21 protein-coding genes are annotated in these 22,113 nt (G+C 65.1%); 6 read left to right on the top strand and 15 right to left on the bottom strand.

The genetic code is table 11. The features are described 5' to 3' along the window. Window positions 1-26: 26 nt before the first annotated feature. Both BDD18_RS09525 and speD read right to left on the bottom strand, forming a co-directional pair. Window positions 27-800: a nucleotidyltransferase family protein gene (locus BDD18_RS09525; protein WP_142082918.1), complete on the bottom strand. Its 774-nt coding sequence runs from the start codon at window positions 798-800 to the stop codon at window positions 27-29. Further along, complete coding sequence (gene speD, locus BDD18_RS09520; RefSeq protein WP_066782412.1) at window positions 797-1,198, bottom strand: adenosylmethionine decarboxylase; 402 nt, start codon at window positions 1,196-1,198, stop codon at window positions 797-799. The genes BDD18_RS09525 and speD overlap by 4 nt, the downstream gene beginning before the upstream one ends. Window positions 1,199-1,329: 131 nt before the next feature. Here speD and tkt point away from each other — a divergent pair, with 131 nt between their 5' ends. The 5 genes from tkt to BDD18_RS09495 all read left to right on the top strand — a co-directional run bounded on the left by tkt (window position 1,330) and on the right by BDD18_RS09495 (window position 7,741). Further along, window positions 1,330-3,387: a transketolase gene (gene tkt / locus BDD18_RS09515; RefSeq protein WP_142082916.1), complete on the top strand. Its 2,058-nt coding sequence runs from the start codon at window positions 1,330-1,332 to the stop codon at window positions 3,385-3,387. Window positions 3,388-3,411: 24 nt separating this feature from the next. Beyond that, a complete protein-coding gene (locus tag BDD18_RS09510) occupies window positions 3,412-4,611 on the top strand; it encodes a DNA cytosine methyltransferase (protein WP_066693707.1) in 1,200 nt (399 codons plus the stop codon). Beyond that, a complete protein-coding gene (locus BDD18_RS09505) occupies window positions 4,601-5,410 on the top strand; it encodes a PmeII family type II restriction endonuclease (protein ID WP_167336984.1) in 810 nt (269 codons plus the stop codon). The genes BDD18_RS09510 and BDD18_RS09505 overlap by 11 nt, the downstream gene beginning before the upstream one ends. A 45-nt stretch (window positions 5,411-5,455) precedes the next feature. After that, complete coding sequence (gene gap / locus BDD18_RS09500; protein ID WP_044402441.1) at window positions 5,456-6,457, top strand: type I glyceraldehyde-3-phosphate dehydrogenase; 1,002 nt, start codon at window positions 5,456-5,458, stop codon at window positions 6,455-6,457. 171 nt (window positions 6,458-6,628) lie between these two features. After that, window positions 6,629-7,741 (top strand): YihY/virulence factor BrkB family protein, encoded by a 1,113-nt coding sequence (locus BDD18_RS09495; RefSeq protein ID WP_142082914.1) that lies wholly within the window; start codon window positions 6,629-6,631, stop codon window positions 7,739-7,741. Between the two features lie 13 nt (window positions 7,742-7,754). Here BDD18_RS09495 and BDD18_RS09490 read toward each other — a convergent pair whose 3' ends face one another. The 11 genes from BDD18_RS09490 to BDD18_RS09440 all read right to left on the bottom strand — a co-directional run bounded on the left by BDD18_RS09490 (window position 7,755) and on the right by BDD18_RS09440 (window position 18,132). Next, entirely contained in the window at window positions 7,755-8,873 is a 1,119-nt protein-coding gene (locus BDD18_RS09490; protein WP_142082913.1) for a mechanosensitive ion channel family protein, read from the bottom strand. Window positions 8,874-9,120: 247 nt separating this feature from the next. After that, window positions 9,121-10,143 carry an aldo/keto reductase gene (locus BDD18_RS09485; protein WP_142082911.1) on the bottom strand — a complete coding sequence of 341 codons (1,023 nt, stop codon included), beginning with the start codon at window positions 10,141-10,143 and terminating at the stop codon, window positions 9,121-9,123. A gap of 78 nt (window positions 10,144-10,221) precedes the next feature. Continuing rightward, window positions 10,222-11,169, bottom strand: a complete 948-nt coding sequence (locus BDD18_RS09480; protein ID WP_142082909.1) for a Gfo/Idh/MocA family oxidoreductase — start codon at window positions 11,167-11,169, stop codon at window positions 10,222-10,224. Window positions 11,170-11,194: 25 nt separating this feature from the next. Beyond that, window positions 11,195-12,058 (bottom strand): class III extradiol dioxygenase subunit beta, encoded by an 864-nt coding sequence (locus BDD18_RS09475; protein WP_142082908.1) that lies wholly within the window; start codon window positions 12,056-12,058, stop codon window positions 11,195-11,197. A 5-nt stretch (window positions 12,059-12,063) separates the two neighbouring features. Next, window positions 12,064-12,507, bottom strand: coding sequence for a protocatechuate 4,5-dioxygenase subunit alpha (ligA, locus tag BDD18_RS09470; RefSeq protein ID WP_066693696.1), 444 nt, complete (start codon window positions 12,505-12,507; stop codon window positions 12,064-12,066). Between the two features lies 1 nt (window position 12,508). Then, complete coding sequence (locus tag BDD18_RS09465) at window positions 12,509-13,459, bottom strand: amidohydrolase family protein (RefSeq protein ID WP_142082907.1); 951 nt, start codon at window positions 13,457-13,459, stop codon at window positions 12,509-12,511. Between the two features lie 63 nt (window positions 13,460-13,522). After that, window positions 13,523-14,539: a tripartite tricarboxylate transporter substrate binding protein gene (locus tag BDD18_RS09460; RefSeq protein WP_142082905.1), complete on the bottom strand. Its 1,017-nt coding sequence runs from the start codon at window positions 14,537-14,539 to the stop codon at window positions 13,523-13,525. A 31-nt stretch (window positions 14,540-14,570) separates the two neighbouring features. After that, window positions 14,571-15,569: a Bug family tripartite tricarboxylate transporter substrate binding protein gene (locus BDD18_RS09455; protein WP_244939051.1), complete on the bottom strand. Its 999-nt coding sequence runs from the start codon at window positions 15,567-15,569 to the stop codon at window positions 14,571-14,573. Between the two features lie 104 nt (window positions 15,570-15,673). After that, window positions 15,674-16,357, bottom strand: coding sequence for a 4-carboxy-4-hydroxy-2-oxoadipate aldolase/oxaloacetate decarboxylase (ligK, locus tag BDD18_RS09450; protein WP_142082901.1), 684 nt, complete (start codon window positions 16,355-16,357; stop codon window positions 15,674-15,676). A gap of 1 nt (window position 16,358) precedes the next feature. After that, a complete protein-coding gene (locus BDD18_RS09445) occupies window positions 16,359-17,393 on the bottom strand; it encodes an amidohydrolase family protein (protein ID WP_142082899.1) in 1,035 nt (344 codons plus the stop codon). 49 nt (window positions 17,394-17,442) lie between these two features. Next, entirely contained in the window at window positions 17,443-18,132 is a 690-nt protein-coding gene (locus tag BDD18_RS09440) for a substrate-binding domain-containing protein (protein ID WP_211360736.1), read from the bottom strand. Between the two features lie 199 nt (window positions 18,133-18,331). Between BDD18_RS09440 and BDD18_RS09435 the strand changes: the two genes are divergently transcribed. Then, window positions 18,332-19,243 carry a LysR substrate-binding domain-containing protein gene (locus BDD18_RS09435; RefSeq protein ID WP_142082897.1) on the top strand — a complete coding sequence of 304 codons (912 nt, stop codon included), beginning with the start codon at window positions 18,332-18,334 and terminating at the stop codon, window positions 19,241-19,243. Window positions 19,244-19,271: 28 nt separating this feature from the next. Here BDD18_RS09435 and BDD18_RS09430 read toward each other — a convergent pair whose 3' ends face one another. Both BDD18_RS09430 and nirJ read right to left on the bottom strand, forming a co-directional pair. After that, window positions 19,272-20,900, bottom strand: a complete 1,629-nt coding sequence (locus BDD18_RS09430; RefSeq protein ID WP_142082896.1) for a nitrite reductase — start codon at window positions 20,898-20,900, stop codon at window positions 19,272-19,274. After that, entirely contained in the window at window positions 20,890-22,113 is a 1,224-nt protein-coding gene (gene nirJ, locus BDD18_RS09425) for a heme d1 biosynthesis radical SAM protein NirJ (RefSeq protein WP_142082894.1), read from the bottom strand. Before nirJ ends, BDD18_RS09430 begins: the two co-directional genes overlap by 11 nt.

The raw sequence follows: 22,113 nt of genomic DNA, 5'->3' as shown, positions 1-22,113 counted from the left end.
ACGCCGGGCGCCGGCAGCGTGCCCGTTCAGCGGTTGAGTTCGGCCAGGCGCTCGGGCGTGCCCACATCCGTCCATCGCCCGGTGTAAATGGAAGCCCCCACGCGCCCCTGGTCCATGGCGCGGCGCAGCAAGGGGGCCAGCGGGACGGCCATGCCTGCCGGGTTGCCCGGCGGGATATCGCACCAGGGGGCAGCCAACAACTCGGCGCGCAACAGCGCGATGGTGCTGTAGGTGTAGCGCGGCGCGGGGTCGTCGGCCGGCAGGTTCAGCGCCAGGCCGGTGGCAGAGAGCCCAAAGTCACCGCGCGGGTTGTGGGCGGGGTTGGGCACCAGCCACAGGTGGGCGAGGTGGCCGCTGGCCTCGAAGGCCTGCACGGCCTGCGCATCGAACACGAAATCGGGCGCAAACACATCGCCTGCGGCCAGCCAGAACACCGGCCCCAACTGCGGCAGCGCGCGGGCAATGCCGCCTGCGGTTTCCAGCGCCCCGCCAAAGTCCACGCCCTCGTGCGAGTATGAAATCGATAGCTGGTGGCGCTTATCTGGTGCGCCCTGCAGGCCAAAATGGCTTGAAAACCGCTCGCTGATCTGCTCCCCCAGCCAGGCTGTGTTGATCACCGCCCGGTCCACCCCCGCCTGCGCCAGCGCCTGCAAATGCCACTGCAGCAGCGGCAGGCCCTGCACCTCCAGCAGCGGCTTGGGGCAGGTGTCGGTCAGGGGGCGCATGCGCTCCCCACGGCCAGCGGCCAGCAGCATGGCGGGCACCTGGTGAACAGGGGCTGCGGTAAGGGTCGAACTCATGGAACAAGGCTTTCGGGCACCGGGCGCAGTTCGCCCCGTTGCAAAGCGTGGCGCTGCACGGTGGTGGCCTCCAGCAGCGCCAGCAGGGCATTCATCAGGGCATGGGCTTTGGCGCTGTGGTCGGCGCCAAAGTTGCACACATACACATCCAGCGTGACGGCGGCCTGCTCGGGCCAGGTGTGCACGCACAGGTGCGACTCGGCCAGCAGCACCGTGGCCGTCACGCCGCCGGGCCCGTGGGCCGTGGCAGGAAAGGTGTGAAAAACCTGCCCCACCGCCTGCAGGCCACTGGCGGCCACGGCATCCAGGCAGGCGCGGCCCAAGGCATCGGCATCGGTGAGCCAATGCGGCGCGCAGCGGCATCCGTGGAGGTCGGCAGTGAGGTGCAATCCATGCATGGGCATGCAATGTAGTGCATCACCCGCTGGGGCCTGCCATGCTGCCGCCGCGTGCCGGGCGAAGTGCCCACTGCGGCCCCGGTAAAATAAGCGGTTTCCCTGATCCCCACCCACCAGCACCCCCACAACCCATGGCCAACACCCAGCAATCCCAACAAATGGCCAATGCGATCCGCGCATTGGCCATGGACGCCGTTCAACAAGCCAACTCCGGCCACCCCGGCGCGCCCATGGGCATGGCCGACATGGCCGTGGGCCTGTGGGCTCGCCACCTCAAGCACAACCCCACCAACCCCCAGTGGTTTGACCGCGACCGTTTCGTGCTGAGCAACGGCCACGGCTCGATGCTGATCTACTCGCTGCTGCACCTCACGGGCTACGACCTGCCCATGAGCGAGCTGAAGAACTTCCGCCAGCTGCACAGCAAGACCGCAGGCCACCCCGAGGTGGGCGTGACCCCCGGCGTGGAAACCACCACCGGCCCGCTGGGCCAGGGCATCACCAACGCCGTGGGCTTTGCGCTGGCCGAAAAGCTGCTGGCTGCCGAGTTCAACCGCGACGGCCATGCCATCGTTGACCACAACACCTACGCCTTCCTGGGCGACGGCTGCCTGATGGAAGGCATCAGCCAGGAAGCGATTTCGCTGGCAGGCGCCTGGAAGCTGAACAAGCTGATCGCCCTGTACGACGACAACGGCATCTCCATCGACGGCCAGGTGGCCCCCTGGTTTGCCGACAACACCGCCCTGCGCTTTGTGTCTGCCGGCTGGAACGTGATTGGCCCCATTGACGGCCACGACGCCGACAAGGTGGCAGACGCCATTGCCGAAGCCAAGAAGCAGACCGAGCGCCCCTCGCTCATCATCTGCAAGACCCACATCGGCAAGGGCAGCCCCAACCGTGCCAACACCTCCAAGGCCCACGGCGAGCCCCTGGGTGCCGAAGAAATCAAGCTGACCCGCGAAACCCTGGGCTGGACCGCAGAGCCCTTCGTGATTCCTGAAGACGTGTACGCCGGCTGGGACGCCAAGGCCAGCGGCCAGAAGGCCGAAGCCGCCTGGAACGACCGCTTTGCTGCCTACAGCAAGGCTTTCCCCGAGTTGGCTGCCGAATTCACCCGCCGCATGAAGGGCGACCTGCCTGCCCAGTTTGCCCAAGTGGCCGTGGACACTGTGGTGGCCGCGCATACCAAGGGCGAGACCGTGGCCAGCCGCAAGGCCAGCCAACTGGCGCTGGAAGCCTTCACCGCCGCCCTGCCCGAGCTGCTGGGCGGCAGCGCCGACCTGACCGGCTCCAACCTCACCAACACCAAGAGCACGCCCAACCTGCGCTTTGACGCAGCGGGCGCCGTGGTCAAGAACGAAGCTGGTGTTGGCGGCCGCCACATCAACTACGGCGTGCGCGAGTTCGGCATGGCCGCCATCATGAACGGCGTGGCCCTGCACGGTGGCTTCATCCCCTACGGCGGCACGTTCCTGACCTTCAGCGACTACAGCCGCAACGCCATCCGCATGGCCGCGCTGATGAAGCAGCGCGTGATCCATGTGTTCACGCACGACTCCATCGGCCTGGGTGAAGACGGCCCCACGCACCAGTCCATCGAGCACGTGGCCAGCCTGCGCCTGATCCCCAACCTGGACGTGTGGCGCCCTGCCGACACGGTGGAAACCGCCGTGGCCTGGAGCGTGGCCCTTTCCAACCGCACCAAGCCCACCGCGCTGGCCCTGTCGCGCCAGAACCTGCAACACCTCTCGGCCGCAGCGCCCAAGCGCGTGCTGGGCGACATCAGCCGTGGCGCGTATGTGCTCTCCGAACCCGCTGACGTGGGCATCAAGAAGAAGCCCCAGGCCGTGATCATTGCCACCGGCTCTGAAGTGCAGCTGGCCCTGAAGGCGCAGCGCCTGCTGGCCGACAAGAAGATCGCCGTGCGCGTGGTCTCCATGCCCAGCACCACCACGTTTGACCGCGAAGACGCCAAGTACAAAAGCAGCGTGCTGCCCGCTGGCGTGCCCCGCGTGGCCGTGGAAATGGGCGTGACCGACGGCTGGTGGAAATACGGCTGCGCCGCCGTGGTGGGCATCGACACCTACGGTGAATCGGCCCCTGCGCCCGTGCTGTTCAAGCACTTCGGCTTCACCGAAGAAAACGTGGCCGACACGGTACGGGCGGTGCTCCAGCGCCAGCGGTGATCGCAGAACACTCAGAGCCTGCACATGAACAGCCGACTTCCATTTTTTGACGCGGACAGTGCCACGCGCTTGGAAAACGCACGCCATCCCTATCCTGTTGTATCGCTGTTCTCGGGTGCTATGGGCCTGGATTTGGGGCTGAATGAGGCAGGCTTACGCGTAGCCGTCTCGCAGGATATGGACAAGTGGTGCATCGAAACCATGCGGCGCAACTCCCATCTGGCCATTGATGGAGACATACGCGATCTGATTGAAAGCGATCCTAGCTGCGAGTTCTTTCTGCAGGCCAGTGGTGTCACACGCGAAGCACTGTTTGCCGTGGTGGGCGGCCCCCCTTGCCAACCCTTCTCCACGGCAGGCAAACGCAAGGGGGTGGAGGACGCACGCGGCCAGCTATACCAAGAGTTCATCAAGGTCGTTTCTGCCCTGCGCCCGCGATTCTTCATCATGGAGAACGTCAAAGGACTGGCGTCCATGCCCTGCGACCCCGCAGACAAGCAATCCAAGCCTGTGCTGGACACCATCTTGGAGTCCTTCAAAGCCATCGGGTACCACACCGTGCACGGCATTTTGGATGCCGTGCACTACGGCACCCCGCAGTTTCGGGAGCGGCTGGTGATTGTGGGCAGCCGCGACGGGGAGGATATTTTTTTACCGGCACCCACCCACTTTCAACGCCACCAGAACCCGGCCATGCGCTGGCAAACCCTAGGCAGCGCCATCCACGACTTGCAGGAGATTGGCCCATATGCGCAGTTCTCTCCAGCCGTGCAACGCTACTTGGCCATGCTGGGCGAGGGCTGCAACTGGAAGCATCTTCCCGCCCACGTGGTGCAGGAAGCCATGGGTGGCGCGTTTGAGTCCGGCGGTGGCAAGGTGGGGTTTTATCGGCGACTCAACCGCGCTGAACCGTCGCCCACCCTGGTGACCAGTCCCATCCAGAAAGCGACCATGCTGTGCCACCCCACGGAGTTGCGGCCGCTGTCCGTCCGCGAATACGCACGCATTCAGAAGTTTCCTGATCACTGGAAGTTTGAAGGCAAGACTGCTGATTGCTACCGCCAAATTGGGAATGCCGTCCCCACGCCCTTGGGCTGCGCCCTTGGACAAATGCTGGTGTCGGTGGCGCAAGGGAATGCCAAGGTCAATGCCAAACGCATGCGTGGAACATCGGTGCATAGAAAGCTGGATCAACCAGAGGAAGACTGGGGCGATGATTCCTGACGCACAACTCCATGCAGAAGTGGGCAGGCTGCTTGGTATTCTTTATGCCAAGCGTTTTGCAGCCCTAGACAAACTCAGCCTAGGCAGGCTGTTAAGCAAGAACCCATACCTCTACAGGGCGTTAGGCATTGCAGACTCTCTGGAGTTCATACAACAGCTCATGATCGCTTTTGTGTCCAGCTCGGATGAAACCATTTTTGGTAACGACTTCATCGAGCCGCTGGCCATTTTTGCAGCTACACATGGCACAGCGTCCGATGGCGAGTTGCGGAACGTGACCGTAGGCGCAGGTGCGGGACAGGACATCGCGATCGAGACGGCCAATAGTTATTTGGCCATTTCCGTCAAGTCCAGCAAAAACATCTTCAACTCCCAAAGCGCGAAGGGGCAAGGGAGCGAATTTCAAGCCCTGCAAGCCCGGCTTAAAAAGCTGAACAAAGGGTTCCGCCCCATCATCGGTTATGGCTATGGCCGCAAAACCGAGCGCAAGGCAACACCGGTAGAAAAATTAGCAGGCCAGGTGTTTTGGGAGCTGCTGTCTGGCGAGCGGGATTTTTACCTGCGCATCTCCCATGCAATGGAGCAGTTCGCAGGCCAGCACGGCCCCGCTTACCAACAAGCCTTCGCCACCAAGCACCAGCAACTCCTACGTGAATTCATGCTGGAATATGTGCAACCCAGCGGAGTGATTTCATGGGACAAGGTCGTCGAGTTCAATAGCGCCCAAGCGAAGCCCAGAAAAACGCCTTTGACCACCAGCGCACGCAAGAAAAAGAGCGCCCCACCTGCAAATGCCTGACCCGAATTTCCTTTGTTTTTTGTTTTAACTGAGAGACTACAAGCTATGACGATCAAGATTGGTATCAACGGTTTCGGCCGTATCGGCCGCAACGTGCTGCGCTCGGCCATCCAGAACTTCAGCGACATCGAAGTCGTTGGCATCAATGACCTGCTGGAGCCCGACTACCTGGCTTACATGCTGCAGTACGACTCGGTGCATGGCCGCTTCCAGGGCACCGTGGCCGTGGAAGGCAACACCCTCATCGTCAACGGCAAGAAGATCCGCCTGACACAAGAGCGCGACCCCGCCAACCTGAAGTGGAACGAAGTCGGCGCTGACGTGGTGATCGAATCCACCGGCCTGTTCCTGGACAAGGCCTCGGCCCAGAAGCACATCGACGCAGGCGCCAAGAAGGTCATCCTGTCGGCTCCTTCCAAGGACGACACACCCATGTTCGTGTTCGGCGTGAACCACGACACCTACGCTGGCCAAGCCATCGTCTCCAACGCCTCGTGCACCACCAACTGCCTGGCTCCCGTGGCCAAGGTGCTGAATGACAAGTGGGGCATCAAGCGCGGCCTGATGACCACCGTGCACGCTGCCACTGCCACGCAAAAGACCGTGGACGGCCCTTCCAACAAGGACTGGCGCGGCGGCCGCGGCATTCTGGAAAACATCATCCCTTCCAGCACTGGCGCTGCCAAGGCCGTGGGCGTGGTGATTCCTGCGCTGAACAAGAAGCTGACCGGCATGTCCTTCCGCGTGCCCACCTCCGACGTGTCGGTGGTGGACCTGACGGTGGAGCTGGACAAGGCTGCCACCTACGACGAGATCAAGGCCGAAATGAAGGCCCAGTCCGAAGGCGCCCTGAAGGGCGTGCTGGGCTACACCGAAGACAAGGTGGTGGCCACCGACTTCCGTGGCGACACCCGCACTTCGATCTTCGACGCTGACGCCGGCATCGCGCTGGACGGCACCTTCGTGAAGGTCGTGAGCTGGTACGACAACGAATGGGGCTACTCGAACAAGTGCCTGGAAATGGTGCGCGTGGTGACTGCCAAGTAAGGCACCCCCAAGCTGCCTGCGAAACGCGCCCCGAGGGGCGCGTTTCTCTTTGGTAGGTCACCTTGGCAGGAATGCATCACGCAGCCCGCCTACGCAGCATCGGTGCGCGCGCCTACAGCCGCAAGGTGTGTTCAACGGCAGCATAGGGTCAGTTCTGTTCTCTTGTCGCCCATGAACCTACAACGCCTTTATCGCCTGGCCCGCAAAGCCGTCATGGCCTGGATGGATGACTTTGCCCCGAGCATGGGCGCGGCGATTGCGTACTACACCGTGTTTTCCATCGCACCCCTGCTGGTGATCGTGATTGCCGTGGCAGGCGCGCTGTTTGGGCGCGAGGCGGTCCAGGGCGAAATCGTGGGGCAATTGCAAGGGCTCATCGGCCAGGACGCTGCCGTGGCCGTGCAAGCGCTGGTGCGGGCTGCCAGCGAGCCCACGCGCGGCCTGGTGGCGGGTCTGATCAGTGGCGTGGTGCTGCTGGTGGGGGCCACCACCGTGTTTGCCGAATTGCAAAGCGCGCTCGACCGCATCTGGCATGTGCCGCAGCGGGCCAAGCCTTCGGGGCTGTGGGCCGTGCTGCGCGCGCGGGTGCTGTCGTTCGGGCTGATTCTGGGGCTGGCCTTTCTGCTCATCGTGTCCCTGGTCATCAGCGCAGGGGTGGCGGCCCTGGGCGGCTGGGCTAGCGGCCTGTGGCCGGCCTGGGAGGTGACGCTGCAAGCCCTGAACACGCTGATTGCGGTGGGCGCCACCACCGTGCTGTTCGCGATGATTTTCAAGTTCATGCCCTCGGTGCCACTGCAGTGGCATGACGTGTGGGTGGGCGCTGCCGTGACGGCTGTCCTGTTCGAGCTGGGCAAATTCGCCATCGGCTACTACCTGGGCAAGAGCGGCGTGAACGAAACCTATGCAGCAGCCGGTTCGCTGGTGGTGGTACTGGCCTGGGTGTACTACGCCGCACAGATCTTTTTGCTGGGGGCCGAGTTCACCAAGGTGTATGCCGACGAGCGCGGCAGCGCAGTGGGCAAGCGTGCGGTGGCCGCCACGCAGACCGGCGCTTTGGTGGCGGCAGCAGGCTCAGACATCACCGCCGACATGCTGCCCGCCACACCTGCGGGCACTGCCTCGCCCGCAGCGCACAGCGACGTGCTGCAGGCGCAAGTGCAAATGTTGGAGCAGCGCACCGGCCAGCAGCGTGCGCAATTGTGGGCGCTGGCAGCGCTGGTACTGGCACAGCAGGTGCGCTGGCATTGGCATCGCCGCAAAACGCGCCGCACGCCACGCCCTTAGCAACATCAACCCATCAGGCCTGCAAAGGGGCCACGGGCAGGGGGTGGGGAGGCTCGGCAGGCATCTGGGCTACATGCACGGTGCGGGCGGGCAGGGCAAATTTCACGCCCATGGCGGCCAGCTCCCGCATCAAGCCTAGGTTCAGGGTCTGCTGCAGGTCCATATACAGATTGAAGCCCGGGTCCTTCACGATGTAGACCACCTCAAACTCCAGCGCGCTTTGCCCAAAGGCCTTGAAGTGCGCCCGGTCGAACTCCAGCTGCGGCTGGGCTTCTACCAGCCGCTGCACCACGCCTGGGATGGCCTCGACCTGTTCGATGGGGGTGTCGTACGGCACGCCAAAACCGAACACGATGCGGCGGCGCTGCATGGGGCGGTAGTTGCTGATGGTCTGCTTGAGCAGGTCGGTGTTGGACATCACCACTTCCTCGCCCTGCAGGCTGCGGATGCGGGTGGTCTTGAGGCCAATCATCTGCACCGTGCCCGCCACGTTGCCCACCACCACAAAGTCGCCCACCTGGAACGGCTTGTCCACCGCGATGGACAGCGATGCAAACAAATCCCCCAGGATGTTCTGCACCGCCAGGGCCACCGCAATGCCGCCCACCCCCAGGCTGGCAATGAAGGCCGTGATGTTCACCCCCAGGTTCGACAGGATGGCCAGCAGCACCACGCTCCACAGCAAGGTGCGCAGCCCCCACGACATGAGCGTGGCAGAGGCACTCACCTGCGTCATGCCCGAAGAAGCGTGCTGCGCAAGGTAGTGCCGCACCCCGATGCCGATGGCGCGCATGCCCCACAAGCCCATCTGCAGCGCCACGGCCACAAACCACAGCTGGCTCAGCCGGTTTTCCCAGCGCCCGGGCAGATCGAGAAAACTGGCGCCCACCAGCAGCGCCGCCACCAGCATCAGGAAGCGGCTGGTGCCTTCCAGCACATCCACCATCGCACGGGCCACCCCGCTGTGCGACTGGCTGGCCCACGCACGGGCACGGCCGGTCAACAGGCTCAGCGCCAGCAATATGCCCAGATAGGTGGCCACCCCCGCCAGCACGGCGATCAGCAAGCTCCACAGCGGCACGCCCGCAAAAGTGGTCTCCTGAACCCAGGAAAGAAAGGCGGATGGTGGCATGCAGGGTTCTCCTTGTGTGTAGCGTTGGCAAAGACCACGCCCAGGAACCACGGGGAGCACCAGGGCAGGCAGCCTTTCAGCATGCCCGCGCATCGCGCACAACACCATCCGCAGTGCTTGCAAATGTTTGTAGGACATATCCCACAACCCAAGGCACAGGCGGCGCTGGCCTCGGTCTTTTCACCCATGCGATGGGCGGGGCGAAGCCCGGCCAACCGCGAAGGGGCAACACCCAATGGATGCTGTCTCAGACGCCTGTGCGCTCCGCGTAGGCCTCGGTATCCACTTCGCTGGCGTTCTGCGGGTTGTAGCGGTTGCCCACCACAGTGCGCTCGTTGATCAGCGCTTCCAGCCGCTCGATGACGGAGCTGCCGAGCTGCACCTGCACAGCCCCCAGGTCGTCGTGCAGATGCTCCACACTGGTCGTGCCCGGGATGGGGATGATGTCCTGCCCCTTGTGCAGCAACCAGGCCAGCGCCAGTTGCGCGGGGGTGCAGCCCACTTCGGCCGCGATGACACGGTAGCCTGCCAGCAATTGCAGGTTGGCTGCATACGCCTCGGGCGCAAAGCGTGGCATGCCACGGCGGATGTCCTTGGCGTCCAGCGTGCCCACATCGGTGAGGTCGCCACACAGAAAGCCCCTGCCCACCGGGCTGAAGGCCACAAACGCCACGCCCAGTTCACGGCAGGCGTCGAGCACCGCAATCTCGGGGTTGCGCGTCCACAGCGAATACTCGGTTTGCAGGGCTGCAATGGGGTGCACGGCATGGGCGCGGCGCAGCGTGGCGGCCGACACTTCCGACAGGCCAATGCTGCGGATCTTGCCCGCGCGCACCAGGTCGGCCAGCGCGCCCACGCTGTCTTCAATCGGCACGCTCTTGTCCCAGCGGTGCAGGTAGTACAGGTCGATCACATCGGTTTGCAGGCGGCGCAGGCTGTCTTCGCAGGTCTGCCGCAGCGTGGCGGGGCGCCCGTCAATCTCGCGCACCAGCTTGCCGTCGCCATTCACATCCACGCCCTGCATGCCGCACTTGCTGGCCAGGGTGAAGCGGTGGCGGTGCGGCTTCATCACCCGGCCCACCAGGGTTTCGTTGGCGCCAAAGCCGTATAGCGCCGCCGTGTCGAACAAGGTCACGCCCGCATCCAGCGCGGCCAGCAGCACACGCTCGCCCTGCTCAGCGCTGACCGGGGCGCCATAGGCGTGCGAGAGGTTCATGCAGCCCAGGCCAATGGCGCTGACCTGGAAAGGGCCCAAAGCACGTTGTTGCATCACATCTCCGATATCTAATGAAAAACGCCCGCAGCGTTTGATCTACGGGCGGTAGCAGCTACTGAATCAATAGCAGCATCAAACCAGTTGCTGCTCCAGATCATGCAACACCTGGTAGCAAGGCAGCACCTGCGCCACGCTGGCGTTGGGCTCGCGGCCTTCGCGGATGGCGGCGAAGAACTCGCGGTCTTGCAGCTCAATGCCGTTCATGCTCACATCGACCTGGCTCACGTCGATCTTCTCTTCCTTGCCGTTCACCAGATCGTCGTAGCGGGCGATGTACGTGGCGGTGTCGCCGATGTAGCGGAAGAAGGTGCCCAGCGGGCCATCGTTGTTGAAGCTCAAGCTCAGCGTGCAGATGGCGCCGTTGGCCGCCTGGAGCTGGATGCTCATGTCCATGGCAATGCCCAGATCCTTGTGGATAGGGCCCTGGATGGCGTTGGCTTTGACGATGGGGCTGCCCGCCTGGTAGGCGAACAGGTCCACCGTGTGGGCGGCGTGGTGCCACAGCAGGTGGTCCGTCCAGCTGCGGGGCTGGCCCAGGGCGTTCATGTTGGTACGGCGGAAAAAGTAGGTCTGCACATCCATCTGCTGGATGTTGAACTCGCCCGCCTTGATTTTCTTGTGCACGTACTGGTGGCTGGGGTTGAAGCGGCGGGTGTGGCCGCACATGGCCACCAGGCCCGTCTGCTTTTGCAGGTTCACCACCGCCTGGCCTTCGCTCAGGATGTCGCACAGCGGGATTTCCACCTGCACATGCTTGCCCGCTTCCAGGCAGGCAATGGACTGGCTGGCGTGCATCTGCGTGGGCGTGCACAAGATCACGGCGTCCACTTCCTTGATGGCCAGGCTGTCTTCCAGCTTGGTGGTGACGTGGGGGATGCCGTACTTGTCGGCTACTTCCTGGGTCTTGGCCAGGTCGCGGCTGATGAGGGAGACGACTTCGACGCCGTCAATGTTCTTGATGCCGTCCAGGTGCTTGATGCCGAAGGCGCCCGCGCCGGCGAGTGCGACTTTGATGGTCATGGGGTGATGTCCTTTGGGATTCGGTTCAGTTCTCAAGAATCAGGTGGCCCACGGCGGTGTTGGACGCTGGCACATGGTAGAAGCGGTGCGCCACTTTGGGGGCGGGGCCACCGGCCACATCGGCCATGGCACCGCGGGCAATGAGCCACATCACCAGCTCGATGCCCTCGCTGCCCGCTTCGCGCACGTAGTCGATGTGCGGCACTTCCGAGCAAGCGGCAGGGTCGTTGATGAGCTGGTCAAGCCAGGCGTTGTCCCACTCGCGGTTGATGAGTCCGGCGCGGGCGCCTTGCAGCTGGTGGCTCATGCCCCCCGTGCCCCAGATGTGCACGTTCAGGTCCTCGTCGTAGCTCTCCACCGCGCGGCGGATGGCCTGCCCCAGCTGAAAGCAGCGGCGGCCGCTGGGCACGGGGTACTGCACCACGTTCACCGCAAACGGAATCACCGGGCAGGGCCAGGCACCGGTTTGCGGATGCTGCTCGCCGCACATCAGCGACAGCGGCACCGTCAGGCCGTGGTCCACATCCATCTTGTTGACGATGGTGAGGTCAAAGTCTTGTTGAATCACGCTTTGCGCGATGTGCGAGGCGAGTTCGGGGTGACCGATCACCTTGGGCACCGGGCGCGGGCCCCAGCCCTCGTCGGCGGGTTGGTACTCGGCGGCGGTGCCGATGGCGAAGGTGGGAATCAAATCCAGGCTGAACGCGGTGGCGTGGTCGTTGTAGACGAGGAAGATGACATCGGGCTTGTTGTCCTTCATCCATTGCCTGGAGAAGTCGTAGCCTGCGAACAGCGGCTTCCAATAGTCTTCCTGGGTCTTGCCCAGGTCCATGGCCGCGCCAATGGCGGGCACGTGCGATGTGTAAACAGATGCGGTGATGCGTGCCATGGTGTTCAGTCTTTCTGGGCCTGCCCGGCCTTGCCTTGCGGCTGGCGGTGCGCCTGGGCGTCGCCGTCTTCGCCGATGTAGCGGTTGCCGTTGGCACTGCGGCCACCGGAGATCATCATGGCGCGGTACTCCTCTTCGGTCATGCCGGTCATGGAGCCCGCCATTTGCTGGAAGCTCTTGCCATCGGTCGCACCGATCTTGGCCAGGAAGTAGATGTTGCCGCCCGTGCGCATGCACCAGTTCAGGTCGCGGGCCAGCACGGCCTGCTTCTGCTCTTCGGTCATCGCCCACTCGTCCAGATAGGCGCGCTCGTTGGCCTTGAAGCGCTCGCGATTCTCAGCCTTCATCAGGCTCATGCAGAACTGGTTGAGCCAGTAGCCTTTGCGGCTTTGCTCGGCATCAAAGATGATGGTGCCAGGCACGTCCTGGTAGGGTTTGTCGAGTGCCATCTCAGACCTCCTCAGGCCAGTAAAGCTTCATGGGGTTGGTCACGAGCAGCTTGTGCTGCAGCTCGGCCGTGGGGGCAATGTGGGGGATGAAGTCCACCAGCAGGCCGTCGTCAGGCATGTGGTCCTTGAGGTTGGGGTGCGGCCAGTCGGTGCCCCAAAGCACGCGGTCAGGAAACTCCTGCACCACCCGGCGCGCAAAAGGCACGACGTCCTGGTACGCGGCCTGTTCGCCGTTCAGGGCCTTGGGGCCGGTCACGGAGAGGCGCTCGGGGCAGCTCACCTTGCTCCACACGTTTTGGTGCTCGCGCATGAACTTGAGGAACAGCGCGAACTCCTCGCTGTCCACGCCCTTGCTCACATCCGGGCGACCCATGTGGTCCACCACCACGGTGGTGGGCAGGCGGGTGAAGAAGTCCCACAGCTCGGGCAGGTCCACCGCCTCAAAGTAGATGACTACATGCCAGCCCAGCTGGGCAATGCGGCCGGCAATCTCCATCAGCTCGTCCTTGGGCGTGAAGTCCACCAGGCGCTTGACGAAGTTGAAGCGCACACCGCGCACGCCTGCGGCGTGCAGCTGTTGCAGTTCCTCATCGGTGACGCTGCGCTTGACGGTGGCCACGCCACGCGCCTTGCCGCCACTGGCCAGGCAGGCATCCACCATGGCGCGGTTGTCTGCGCCGTGGCAGGTGGCCTGCACGATCACGTTGCGGGCAAAGCCCAGGTGGTCGCGCAGCGCAAACAGCTCGTGCTTGCTGGCATCGCAGGGCGTGTACTTGCGCTCGGGCGCGTACGGAAACTCCGCGCCGGGGCCAAACACATGGCAGTGGGCGTCCACCGCACCTGCGGGCAGCTGGAAGCGGGGCTTGGCAGGGCCGGTGTACCAGTCAAGCCAGCCGGGGGTTTTGGTGAAACTTTCAGCTTGGGGGGAGTCACCGGAAGTCGTTTTGGACATCGGGGAATTTTCTTTGTTGGAGGACATCGGAGAACGCGCAGCCCGGCCGGGGCCGCTCTGAAATCAATCGGGTTTGATGTTGGCCTCGCGCACCAGCTTTTCGTAGCGGCGGCGCTCGCTCTGGATGAGCTGGGCAAACTGCTCGGTGGGGCCGGGCAGCACCTCGCCACCCACCGCGGTCATGCGCTCGCGCACATCCTTGCCTTGCAACGCTTTCTGCACTTCAGCGTGCAGGCGGGTGACCACGGCCTTGGGCGTGGCGGCGGGGGCCACCAGGCCGTACCACACAGCCGCTTCAAAGCCGGGAAAGCCGGACTCGGCAATCGTGGGCACATCAGGGAAGATGGCGGTGCGGTTGGCGCTGAGCGCAGCCAGCACGCGCAGCTTGCCGCTTTTGACATGGGGCTGCACTTCCAGCGCGTTGACGGCCACCAGCGGCACCTGGCCCCCGATCACATCGGTGAGCGCCGCAGCACCGCCCCGGTAGGGAACGTGCTGCAGGTCAATGCCCGCCTCGCGCTCCAGAAACTCGATGGCCATGTGCGGCGTGGAGCCGTTGCCTGGCGAGGCATAGGCCAGCGCACCGGGCTTGGCCTTGGCCGCCTGCAGCAGCCCGGACAGCGAGGTGATGCCCGAGCCCGCCCCCGTGGCCAGCACCACCGGCACGCGCCCCACCAGCGAGATGGCGACCAGGTCTTTTTCGGCATCGAACGGCATGGGCTGGTACAGCGCCATGTTCGCCGCCAGGGCATTGGCCGCCATCATCAGGGTGTAGCCATCGGGCTCGGCCGCGATGACGGACTTGACGGCAATGTTGGTGCCTGCGCCCGGCTTGTTTTCAATGACCACGGGCTGCCCCATGCTTTGCGACAGGGCCTGGCCCACCGCGCGGGCCACGGCATCTACCGCGCCACCAGCGGCGTAGCCCACCACGATCTTGATGGGGCGCGAGGGGTAGGCCGCCGCTGCGGGCTGCGCCAGCACATGGGGCGCACCCACGGCCAGGGCTGCGGTGGCGGCAGCGGTCTTGATCCATTGGCGGCGCGATGCCGGGGCGGTGTTGGCTGTGTGGTCGGTCATGAGGGTTCCTGGCGGGTGGGCGGTGGCGGGGTCAGTCGAGCGAGACGTTGGCTTGGCGGATCACGTCGCCAAAGCGCTTGGCTTCGTCCTTGACGAACTGGTCGAACTGCGCACGCGTGGTGGGGAAGGATTCGTAGCCAAAGGTCTTGAACTTCTCCGTCACGTCGGGGCCGGTCAGGGCCTGCTCGATGTCGCGCTTGATCTTGTCGGTGACGGCCGCGGGCAGGCCGGGCGGCACGGCAATGGCGTTCCAGCCGGTCACGGCAAAGTCCTTGGGGCCGCCGGATTCGGCCACGGTGGGCACGTCGGGGAACTCAGGCGAGCGCTGGGGCGCGGCCAGGGCCAGCAGGCGCAGCTTGCCAGCGCGGTACAGCGGGCCTGCGGTGGCGGCGCTGCCCATCGCAAAGTTGATGTCGCCTGTGGAAACCGAGGTGTAGAGCTGTGTGGTTTCCTTGAAGATCACATGCTCCATCTGCGTGCCGGTCATGCTCTCGAACAGCTCGGAGCCCAGGTGCACCGGGTTGCCCACCGACCACGAGCCGTAGTTGAGTTTGCCGGGGCGCGCCTTGGCGTCGGCCACCACATCGGCCACGGTCTTGTAGGGGCTGTTGGTGCCCACGGTGAAGAAGAAGTAGGTGCGGAACAGCGGCAGCAGAGGGTCGAAATCCTTGGCTGTGTCGTAGGGCAGCTTCTTGAACAGGCTGGGGTAGGCGGCCAGGTGCACGTTGTCGAGCACGATGAGGTCATGCCCATCCTTGGCGCCGCGCTTGAAGGCATCGATCGCAATGAAGCCGTTGCCGCCGGGGCGGTTTTCCACCACCACCGACTGGCCCCAGGTTTTGGAGAGCTTGTCGGCCACCAGGCGCGCCACGCCATCGGGGCCGCCCCCCACCGGGAAGGGGGTGATGATGCGCACAGGCTTGGTGGGGAACTGCTGCGCGGCCGCCCACTGGGGCGCCAACCCCAGGGTGGCGGCCAGGCCCACAGCCAGGGCGGCGGTGCGGCGGTTCAGGGTTGCGAAAGTTGCCACGGGATGTCTCCTTGATGTAATTACTATTAATTTGATAGCTGCTTGCGCTTTACTCATAAGCGCTATAGGCCTTTTCTACTGAAAATTTCTCGCAGACAGCCGGGTCAGTCGATGTAGCGCAGGCCCTTCTTTTGCAGCGGCTCACGCATCTGGTACATGTCCAGCCCCAGCACGCCGCTGGCCAGCTTGGCGCGCTTTTCGCCTTCCAAACTCTCGCGCTTTTGCGCGGCTTCCAGCGTCTGCACCGTGCGGGCAGCGGGCACGCAGACCACGCCGTCATCGTCTGCCACGATCACATCCCCCGGCGTGACCAGCATGCCGGCGCACACCACGGGGATGTTCACCGAGCCCAGGGTTTCCTTGATGCAGCCCTTGCTGGATATGCACTTGCTCCACACAGGGAAGTTCATCTCCTGCAGCGTCTTCACATCGCGCACACCCGCGTCGATGATCAGCGCCCGCGCGCCGCGCGCCTGGAAGGACGTGGCCAGCAGGTCGCCAAAGTAGCCATCGGTGCACTCGGCTGTGACGGCGGCCACCACGATGTCGCCGGGCCGGATCTGCTCGGCCACCACGTGCAGCATCCAGTTGTCGCCCGGGTGCAGCAACACGGTGACGGCCGTGCCGCTGACCTGCACGCCGCTCTGGATGGGGCGCATGTAGGGCTTGAGCAAGCCCACGCGGCCCATGGCTTCGTGCACGGTGGCCGAACCCAGGGCGGCCAGGCCATCGGCGGCTACGCGGTCGGCGCGGGTGATGTTGCGGTAGACAACGCCTAGTTCAAACATGTCAGAGCCCCTTTGCCTTCAGGCGTGAATCGAGTCGGGAGAACACACGGCGCGTGTTGGCTTCGTAGATCTGGTGCTTGTCCTCGGCGCTCAGAATGGTGCTGGCCTCGATGTAGCGCCTGGTGTCGTCGTAGTAGTGGCCGGTGGTGGGGTCAATGCCGCGCACCGCGCCGATCATTTCGCTGGCAAACAGCACGTTCTTCACCGGGATCACGGTGTTGAGCAGGTCGATGCCCGGCTGGTGGTACACGCAGGTGTCAAAGAACACGTTGTTCAGCAAGTGCTCTTGCAGCAGGGGCTTCTTCATCTCCTGCGCCAGCCCGCGGAAGCGGCCCCAGTGGTAGGGCACTGCGCCGCCGCCGTGCGGAATCAGGAACTTGAGCGTGGGGAAGTCCTTGAACAGATCGCCCTGGATGAGCTGCATGAAGGCCGTGGTGTCGGCGTTCAGGTAGTGCGCGCCCGTGGTGTGAAAGCACGCGTTACAGCTGGTGCTCACGTGGATCATGGCGGGCAGGTCGTACTCCACCATTTTTTCGTAGATGGGGTACCAGTGCTTGTCGGTCAGCGGGGGGCTGGTCCAGTGGCCGCCCGAGGGGTCGGGGTTCAGATTGATGCCGACGGCGCCATATTCCTTCACGCACTTTTCCAGCTCGGGGATGCAGGTGGCGGGATCGACGCCGGGGCTTTGCGGCAGCATGGCCACGGCCACGAAGTGGTCGGGGAACAGCGTGGAGACGCGGTAGCACAGCTCGTTGCAGATGGCCGCCCAGGTGCTGGAGACATTGAAGTCACCGATGTGGTGGGCCATGAAGCTGGCGCGGGGGCTGAACAGCGTGATGTCGCTGCCGCGCTCTTTCATCAGCTTGAGCTGGTTGGTCTCGATGGACTCGCGCAGCTCGTCATCGCTGATCTTCAGGTCGGCCACTTTGGGCATGGCCGCTGGGTCTTTGATGCCGGCGATCTGCGCGTTGCGCCAGTTCTCCAGCGCCTTGGGGGCCGTGGTGTAGTGGCCGTGGCAATCGATGATGAGGCTCATGTGAGGGCTCCTTGGATGCTTGGGATCGGTGTGTCGGGCAAGCGCTTGGCTAGGCGGGCTCCATGCCCTGGCGGCGTTTGGCAGGCGCTGCCTGTGGAGACGCCATGAAGGCCAGCAGCGCCTGCGCGGCCGCGGGCTGGGCGGCGGCTGTGGCCACCGCGCCAGTGAAGGTGGTGGTGATCTGGATGGGCTCTGGCAGCGGCCCGGCCAGCGTGATGCCTGGCACGTGCAGCAATTCACTCAGCTGCTGAAAGCCCAGCTCCACCTCGCCGCGCGCCACCAGCGTGCCCACGGGTACGCCCGGTGGGGCCTGAACGATGCGGGGCGCAATCTCTTGCGCAATGCCCCAGCGCTCGAACAGCCGAGCCAGCGCCACACCACTGGGGCCGGTGGAATAGCTGAGGCTGCGGGCCGCCAGCACGGCGCGGCGCACGGCGTCTTCCGAGCCCAGGTCGGGCACGGGTGAACCTTCGCGCACTGCCACCGCCACGCCGGAACGCACCAGATCGACCTTGCTGTCGGCACGCACATGGCCCGAGGCCACGAGCCGGTCGATGGCGTCAGAGGCAAGGATGACCACGTCGAACGCCTCACCCGCCTGCACACGCCGGGCGGCATCCACCCCGCCCACGGATTCGATGTGCACCGGGTCGGCCGATTGCTGCGCATAGGCAGCCACCAGCTCTGCCAGCACCTGGCGGGTGGCCATGGACGAAATGCCTTGGAGGGGGGTAGCCATGTGGGTCCTGTGGATGCGGTGCGGCCGGGGTAGGCGCTGTGGCGCCTGCCTGACCCGTGAAAAAGCTTGATTGTGGTCATGGCGCGGCCCGTGCGACAGCGTGCCAAGCCACTACCAGATATACCATTCTGTGATGGCCAAATGGCAGGTATTCCAATAACCATAGCTGCCGACCCGCCGCAGCCTCCCTGGAGAGCCCATGGACTTGAAACAAATCGAATACTTCGTGCGCGTGGCAGAGCTCGGCAGCTTCACTCGGGCTGCCGTGGTGCTGAACATTGCCCAGCCCGCCCTGAGCCGCCAGGTGCGCCTGCTGGAGGTGGAGCTGCGCCAGAACCTGCTGGTGCGCAATGGGCGCGGCGCAGTGCCCACCGAGGCGGGCAAGGTGCTGCTGGAGCATGGGCGCGGCATCCTGCACCAGGTGGAGCGGGCGCGCGAAGAGCTGGGCCGGGTCCGCGGTGCGCTGGCCGGGCGCGTGGCCATTGGCCTGCCCACCAGCGTGGCGCGTGTGATGACGGTTCCGCTGACCCGCGCCTTCCGCCACGAGCTGCCCGAAGTGCGCCTGTCCATCAGCGAAGGTTTGTCGGGCGCCATTCTGGGCGGGCTGAACAGCGGCCACCTGGACCTGGTGGTGCTCTACAACGCCCAGCCCTCGCGCGAAACCGATGTGGCGCACCTGCTGGACGAAGACCTGGTGCTGGTGCGGGCCCGCCCGCCGGGCCTGCTGGAAGACCCGCCCCTCGGCCCCATCGCACTGAGCGAGGTGGCCCAACTGCCCCTGGTCATCCCCACCCGGCCCAACGCGATCCGCATGCATGTGGAATCAGAAATGGCCCAGATTGGCTGCACCCCGCAGGTGGCGCTGGAGATTGATGGCGTGTCTGCCATCCTCGACCTGGTGGCCGATGGCGCTGGCTGCGCCGTGCTGTCGCGCAACGCGCTGCTCAACTCGCCGCGCCCCTCGGCCTACACCGCGCAGGCCATTGGCACCCCGCCGCTGCGCATTGCGCTGTCGCTGGCCACCAGCTTGCAGCGGCCATCCACCCAGGTGCAAAAGGCCGCGCTCGATCTGGTGCGCAGAACCGCGGTGGCGGTGTTCCAGTCGCGCTGAGTGCAACCGTCAACGCGCGCCAAGGAGGCTAGTGCGAGGTGCCTTCGCTGCGCGTGATCTTGTTCCACACGTTGTACTTGCCCACGGGCTTGCTCATGGGCAGGCGCTTGACTTCCTTGAAGGTCTGCGCATCGAACACCACCACGGCGCCGTCCATCTCCCACACGCTGGCCAGGGCGTAGCGCCCGTCTTTGGTGAACTCGATGTGCGCCAGCGTCTTGCCCGGCTCGCGCACCTTGGCCACCACCTCCAGCGTGCGCTTGTCGATGATGGTGAGGGTGTCCTTGCCCGAGGGGCTCATCATCGAATCGGTCCAGGCAAACGGCGTGTTTTCGTGGCTGCGCATGAAGAAGCCGGGGCCAGGCGTGGCAATGGTGCGCACGGGCTTCCAGCTCTTCATGTCCACCACGTCAATGACGCCGCCCTGCAGGTTGGGGCTGGCCAGCACGGTGGTGCCGTTCCAGGCAAAGGTGATGCCCGAGCCCAGGTGCGGCATGCCGGCAATGGGAAGGTCAGCCACCTTGCGGCGGATGTTCAGGTTCACCACCTGGGCGGTGGCACCTTCGGCTTGTGCAGACTGGCGGGGCCGCGTGGCGCCCAGCACGTAGGTGTAGGTCTGGTCGAAGAAGAAGTCGTCCAGCGGCTCCTCCAGCGGGGTGCGGCGCACGCCCTGGAAGCCCGGCTTGGCAATCGACTCGCCCATGCGGTAGTCGTGCACATAGCCGTCATGGATGGGCTCGGCCGCCGGGTCGTACGAAATCTCCCACAGCTCGGGCACGTCCTTGAGGGCCACCACGAAGCTGCGGCGCGGCGTGGCGTCGTACACCGCCGACACGCGCGAGGCCTGCTTGCCGTCGAGCGAAGTGGCGGGGTAGTTGCGCACCAGGTTCAGGTCGGCATCGAACAGCACGGCGTTGCGCGGCAGGTAGTTGGCCGCCATCACCCAGCGGCCGTCGCCGCTCACGGCCACGTTGCGCATGTTCAGGCCCGCACGCACCTCGGCCACGACACGCAGGCGCCACAGGTCGTACTTGGTGATCCAGCCATCGCGCGAGCCAAAGAACACATAGCGCCCGTCGGGCGTGAACTTGGGGCCACCATGCAGGGCGTAGCGGCTGGCAAAGCGGGTGATGACTTCAAACTTGTCGCCATCGAGCAGCGACACATGGTGGTCGCCCCCCTCCACCACCAAAAACAGGTTCATGGGGTCGGCAGACCACACGGGCTTGGCGGGCTCATCGGCCGGTGCGGGGGTGGCCACGCGCGATGCGCGAATGTCCTCATCGCCCCAGGTGGGCGCGGGTTGCACCGGGCTGCGCACCCACTGCGCCAGGGCCTGGATTTCGGCGGCGCTCAGCGTGCCAGCAAAGCCGGGCATTTGCGTGGCGGTGCGGCCCTGGCCAATCACGCGCAGCACCTCGGCGGGGCGCACGCGCTCCAGGCTTTCGGGCAGCAGGGCCGGGCCCATGGCGCCGGTGCGCTGGGGCGCGTGGCACGCGGCGCAGTGCTGCTGGTACAGGGCAGGAGCATCAGGCACCGCAGCGGTGGAGGCGGCGGGCGCAGAAGTCTGCGCCAGCGCGGCCCCTGAAGCGGCCAGCAGGCCCGCAGCGCACAGGGCCAGCACGCGCACGGTGCGGGTCAGGCGGTTACTGCGCATGGCTCACCTCCATGAAGTGCACGGGGTGCGGGGCCGCAGGTTCGGCCACGGCCAGGTGCTCGGTGCCGGTTTCTTCGTCCGTCAGGTAGCAGCCGGGGTCAGAAGCCCAGGGGTTGCCGGTGAGCTGCTGGGCGCGCACGCGGGTGTTGCCCCCGCACAGGCTGAAGTAGCGGCATTGCGCGCAGCGGCCTTCCACCGGCCGGGGGTGGGCCTTGAGGCCTGCCATGAGCGGGTCGCTGGTGTCAGCCCAGATGGCCGAGAACGGCCGCTCGCGCACGCTGCCCAGGTCGTGGTGCCACCACATGGTGTCGGGGTGCACATGGCCCAGGTTGTCGATGTTGGCCACATTGACGCCGCTGGAGTTGCCGCCCCAAGCCTGCAGGCGCGCGCGCAGATCGGCGTGCCAGCGGGGCAGGCGCCGCTGCACCCACTGCAGCAGGTAGGCGCCGTCGGCATCGTTGTTGCCGGTCACGTAGTCTTCGTCCAGCCCGTCCAGTGCGGCTTGCCAGGCGCGTTCGAACAGCAGGTCCAGCGCCTCGCGGGTGGCGGTGAAATGCGCGTCCTTGCCCCGGTGGATGTTGCCGCGCCCGGCGTAGTTGAGGTGCGAGAAGTAGAACTTCTGCGCGCCCTCTTCGCGCATCAGCGCCAGCAGTGCGGGCAGGTCGTGCGCGTTCATGGACGTCATGGTGAAGCGCAGGCCCACCTTCACGCCCCGCGCGCCCAGGAAGCGCACGGCGGCCAGGCTGCGGTCAAACGCACCGTCCAGCCGGCGGAATTTGTCGTGCGTGGGCTTGAGGCCGTCCAGGCTGATGCCCACGTAGTCAAAACCGGCAGCGGCCACGCGGTCGGCCATGGGCTCGTCAATCAGCGTGCCGTTGGTGGACAGGCCGATGTAAAAGCCCATGCCCTGCGCGCGGGCGGCAATGTCGAACAGATCGGCGCGCATCAAGGGCTCGCCGCCCGAGAGGATGAGCACGGGCACGCCGAAAGCGCGCAGGTCGTCCATCACCGTGTAAACCTCTTGCGTGCCCAGCTCGCCCGCGTAGTCGTGGTCGGCCGACAGGGCGTAGCAATGTTTGCAGGTGAGGTTGCAGCGGCGGATCAGGTTCCAGATCACGACCGGGCCAGTGGCCTTGCGGTCGCGCACCACGGGGTATTGGCCCGTGGCTTCGGCTTTTGCCAGCTCGCGCATGTATTGGCTGATGCGAAACAT

It is taken from the genome of Acidovorax temperans (assembly GCF_006716905.1).
Taxonomy (GTDB): Bacteria; Pseudomonadota; Gammaproteobacteria; order Burkholderiales; family Burkholderiaceae_C; genus Acidovorax; species Acidovorax temperans.
This window is presented reverse-complemented; position numbering and strand designations above follow the sequence as displayed.

Coding starts and splice junctions, on each gene's coding strand:
- BDD18_RS09525 (WP_142082918.1), bottom strand. CDS start 800: ATGAGTTCGACCCTTACCGCAGCCCCTGTTCACCAGGTGCCCGCCATG.
- speD (WP_066782412.1), bottom strand. CDS start 1,198: ATGCATGGATTGCACCTCACTGCCGACCTCCACGGATGCCGCTGCGCG.
- tkt (WP_142082916.1), top strand. CDS start 1,330: ATGGCCAACACCCAGCAATCCCAACAAATGGCCAATGCGATCCGCGCA.
- BDD18_RS09510 (WP_066693707.1), top strand. CDS start 3,412: ATGAACAGCCGACTTCCATTTTTTGACGCGGACAGTGCCACGCGCTTG.
- BDD18_RS09505 (WP_167336984.1), top strand. CDS start 4,601: ATGATTCCTGACGCACAACTCCATGCAGAAGTGGGCAGGCTGCTTGGT.
- gap (WP_044402441.1), top strand. CDS start 5,456: ATGACGATCAAGATTGGTATCAACGGTTTCGGCCGTATCGGCCGCAAC.
- BDD18_RS09495 (WP_142082914.1), top strand. CDS start 6,629: ATGAACCTACAACGCCTTTATCGCCTGGCCCGCAAAGCCGTCATGGCC.
- BDD18_RS09490 (WP_142082913.1), bottom strand. CDS start 8,873: ATGCCACCATCCGCCTTTCTTTCCTGGGTTCAGGAGACCACTTTTGCG.
- BDD18_RS09485 (WP_142082911.1), bottom strand. CDS start 10,143: ATGCAACAACGTGCTTTGGGCCCTTTCCAGGTCAGCGCCATTGGCCTG.
- BDD18_RS09480 (WP_142082909.1), bottom strand. CDS start 11,169: ATGACCATCAAAGTCGCACTCGCCGGCGCGGGCGCCTTCGGCATCAAG.
- BDD18_RS09475 (WP_142082908.1), bottom strand. CDS start 12,058: ATGGCACGCATCACCGCATCTGTTTACACATCGCACGTGCCCGCCATT.
- ligA (WP_066693696.1), bottom strand. CDS start 12,507: ATGGCACTCGACAAACCCTACCAGGACGTGCCTGGCACCATCATCTTT.
- BDD18_RS09465 (WP_142082907.1), bottom strand. CDS start 13,459: ATGTCCAAAACGACTTCCGGTGACTCCCCCCAAGCTGAAAGTTTCACC.
- BDD18_RS09460 (WP_142082905.1), bottom strand. CDS start 14,539: ATGACCGACCACACAGCCAACACCGCCCCGGCATCGCGCCGCCAATGG.
- ligK (WP_142082901.1), bottom strand. CDS start 16,357: ATGTTTGAACTAGGCGTTGTCTACCGCAACATCACCCGCGCCGACCGC.
- BDD18_RS09445 (WP_142082899.1), bottom strand. CDS start 17,393: ATGAGCCTCATCATCGATTGCCACGGCCACTACACCACGGCCCCCAAG.
- BDD18_RS09440 (WP_211360736.1), bottom strand. CDS start 18,132: ATGGCTACCCCCCTCCAAGGCATTTCGTCCATGGCCACCCGCCAGGTG.
- BDD18_RS09435 (WP_142082897.1), top strand. CDS start 18,332: ATGGACTTGAAACAAATCGAATACTTCGTGCGCGTGGCAGAGCTCGGC.
- BDD18_RS09430 (WP_142082896.1), bottom strand. CDS start 20,900: ATGCGCAGTAACCGCCTGACCCGCACCGTGCGCGTGCTGGCCCTGTGC.
- nirJ (WP_142082894.1), bottom strand. CDS start 22,113: ATGTTTCGCATCAGCCAATACATGCGCGAGCTGGCAAAAGCCGAAGCC.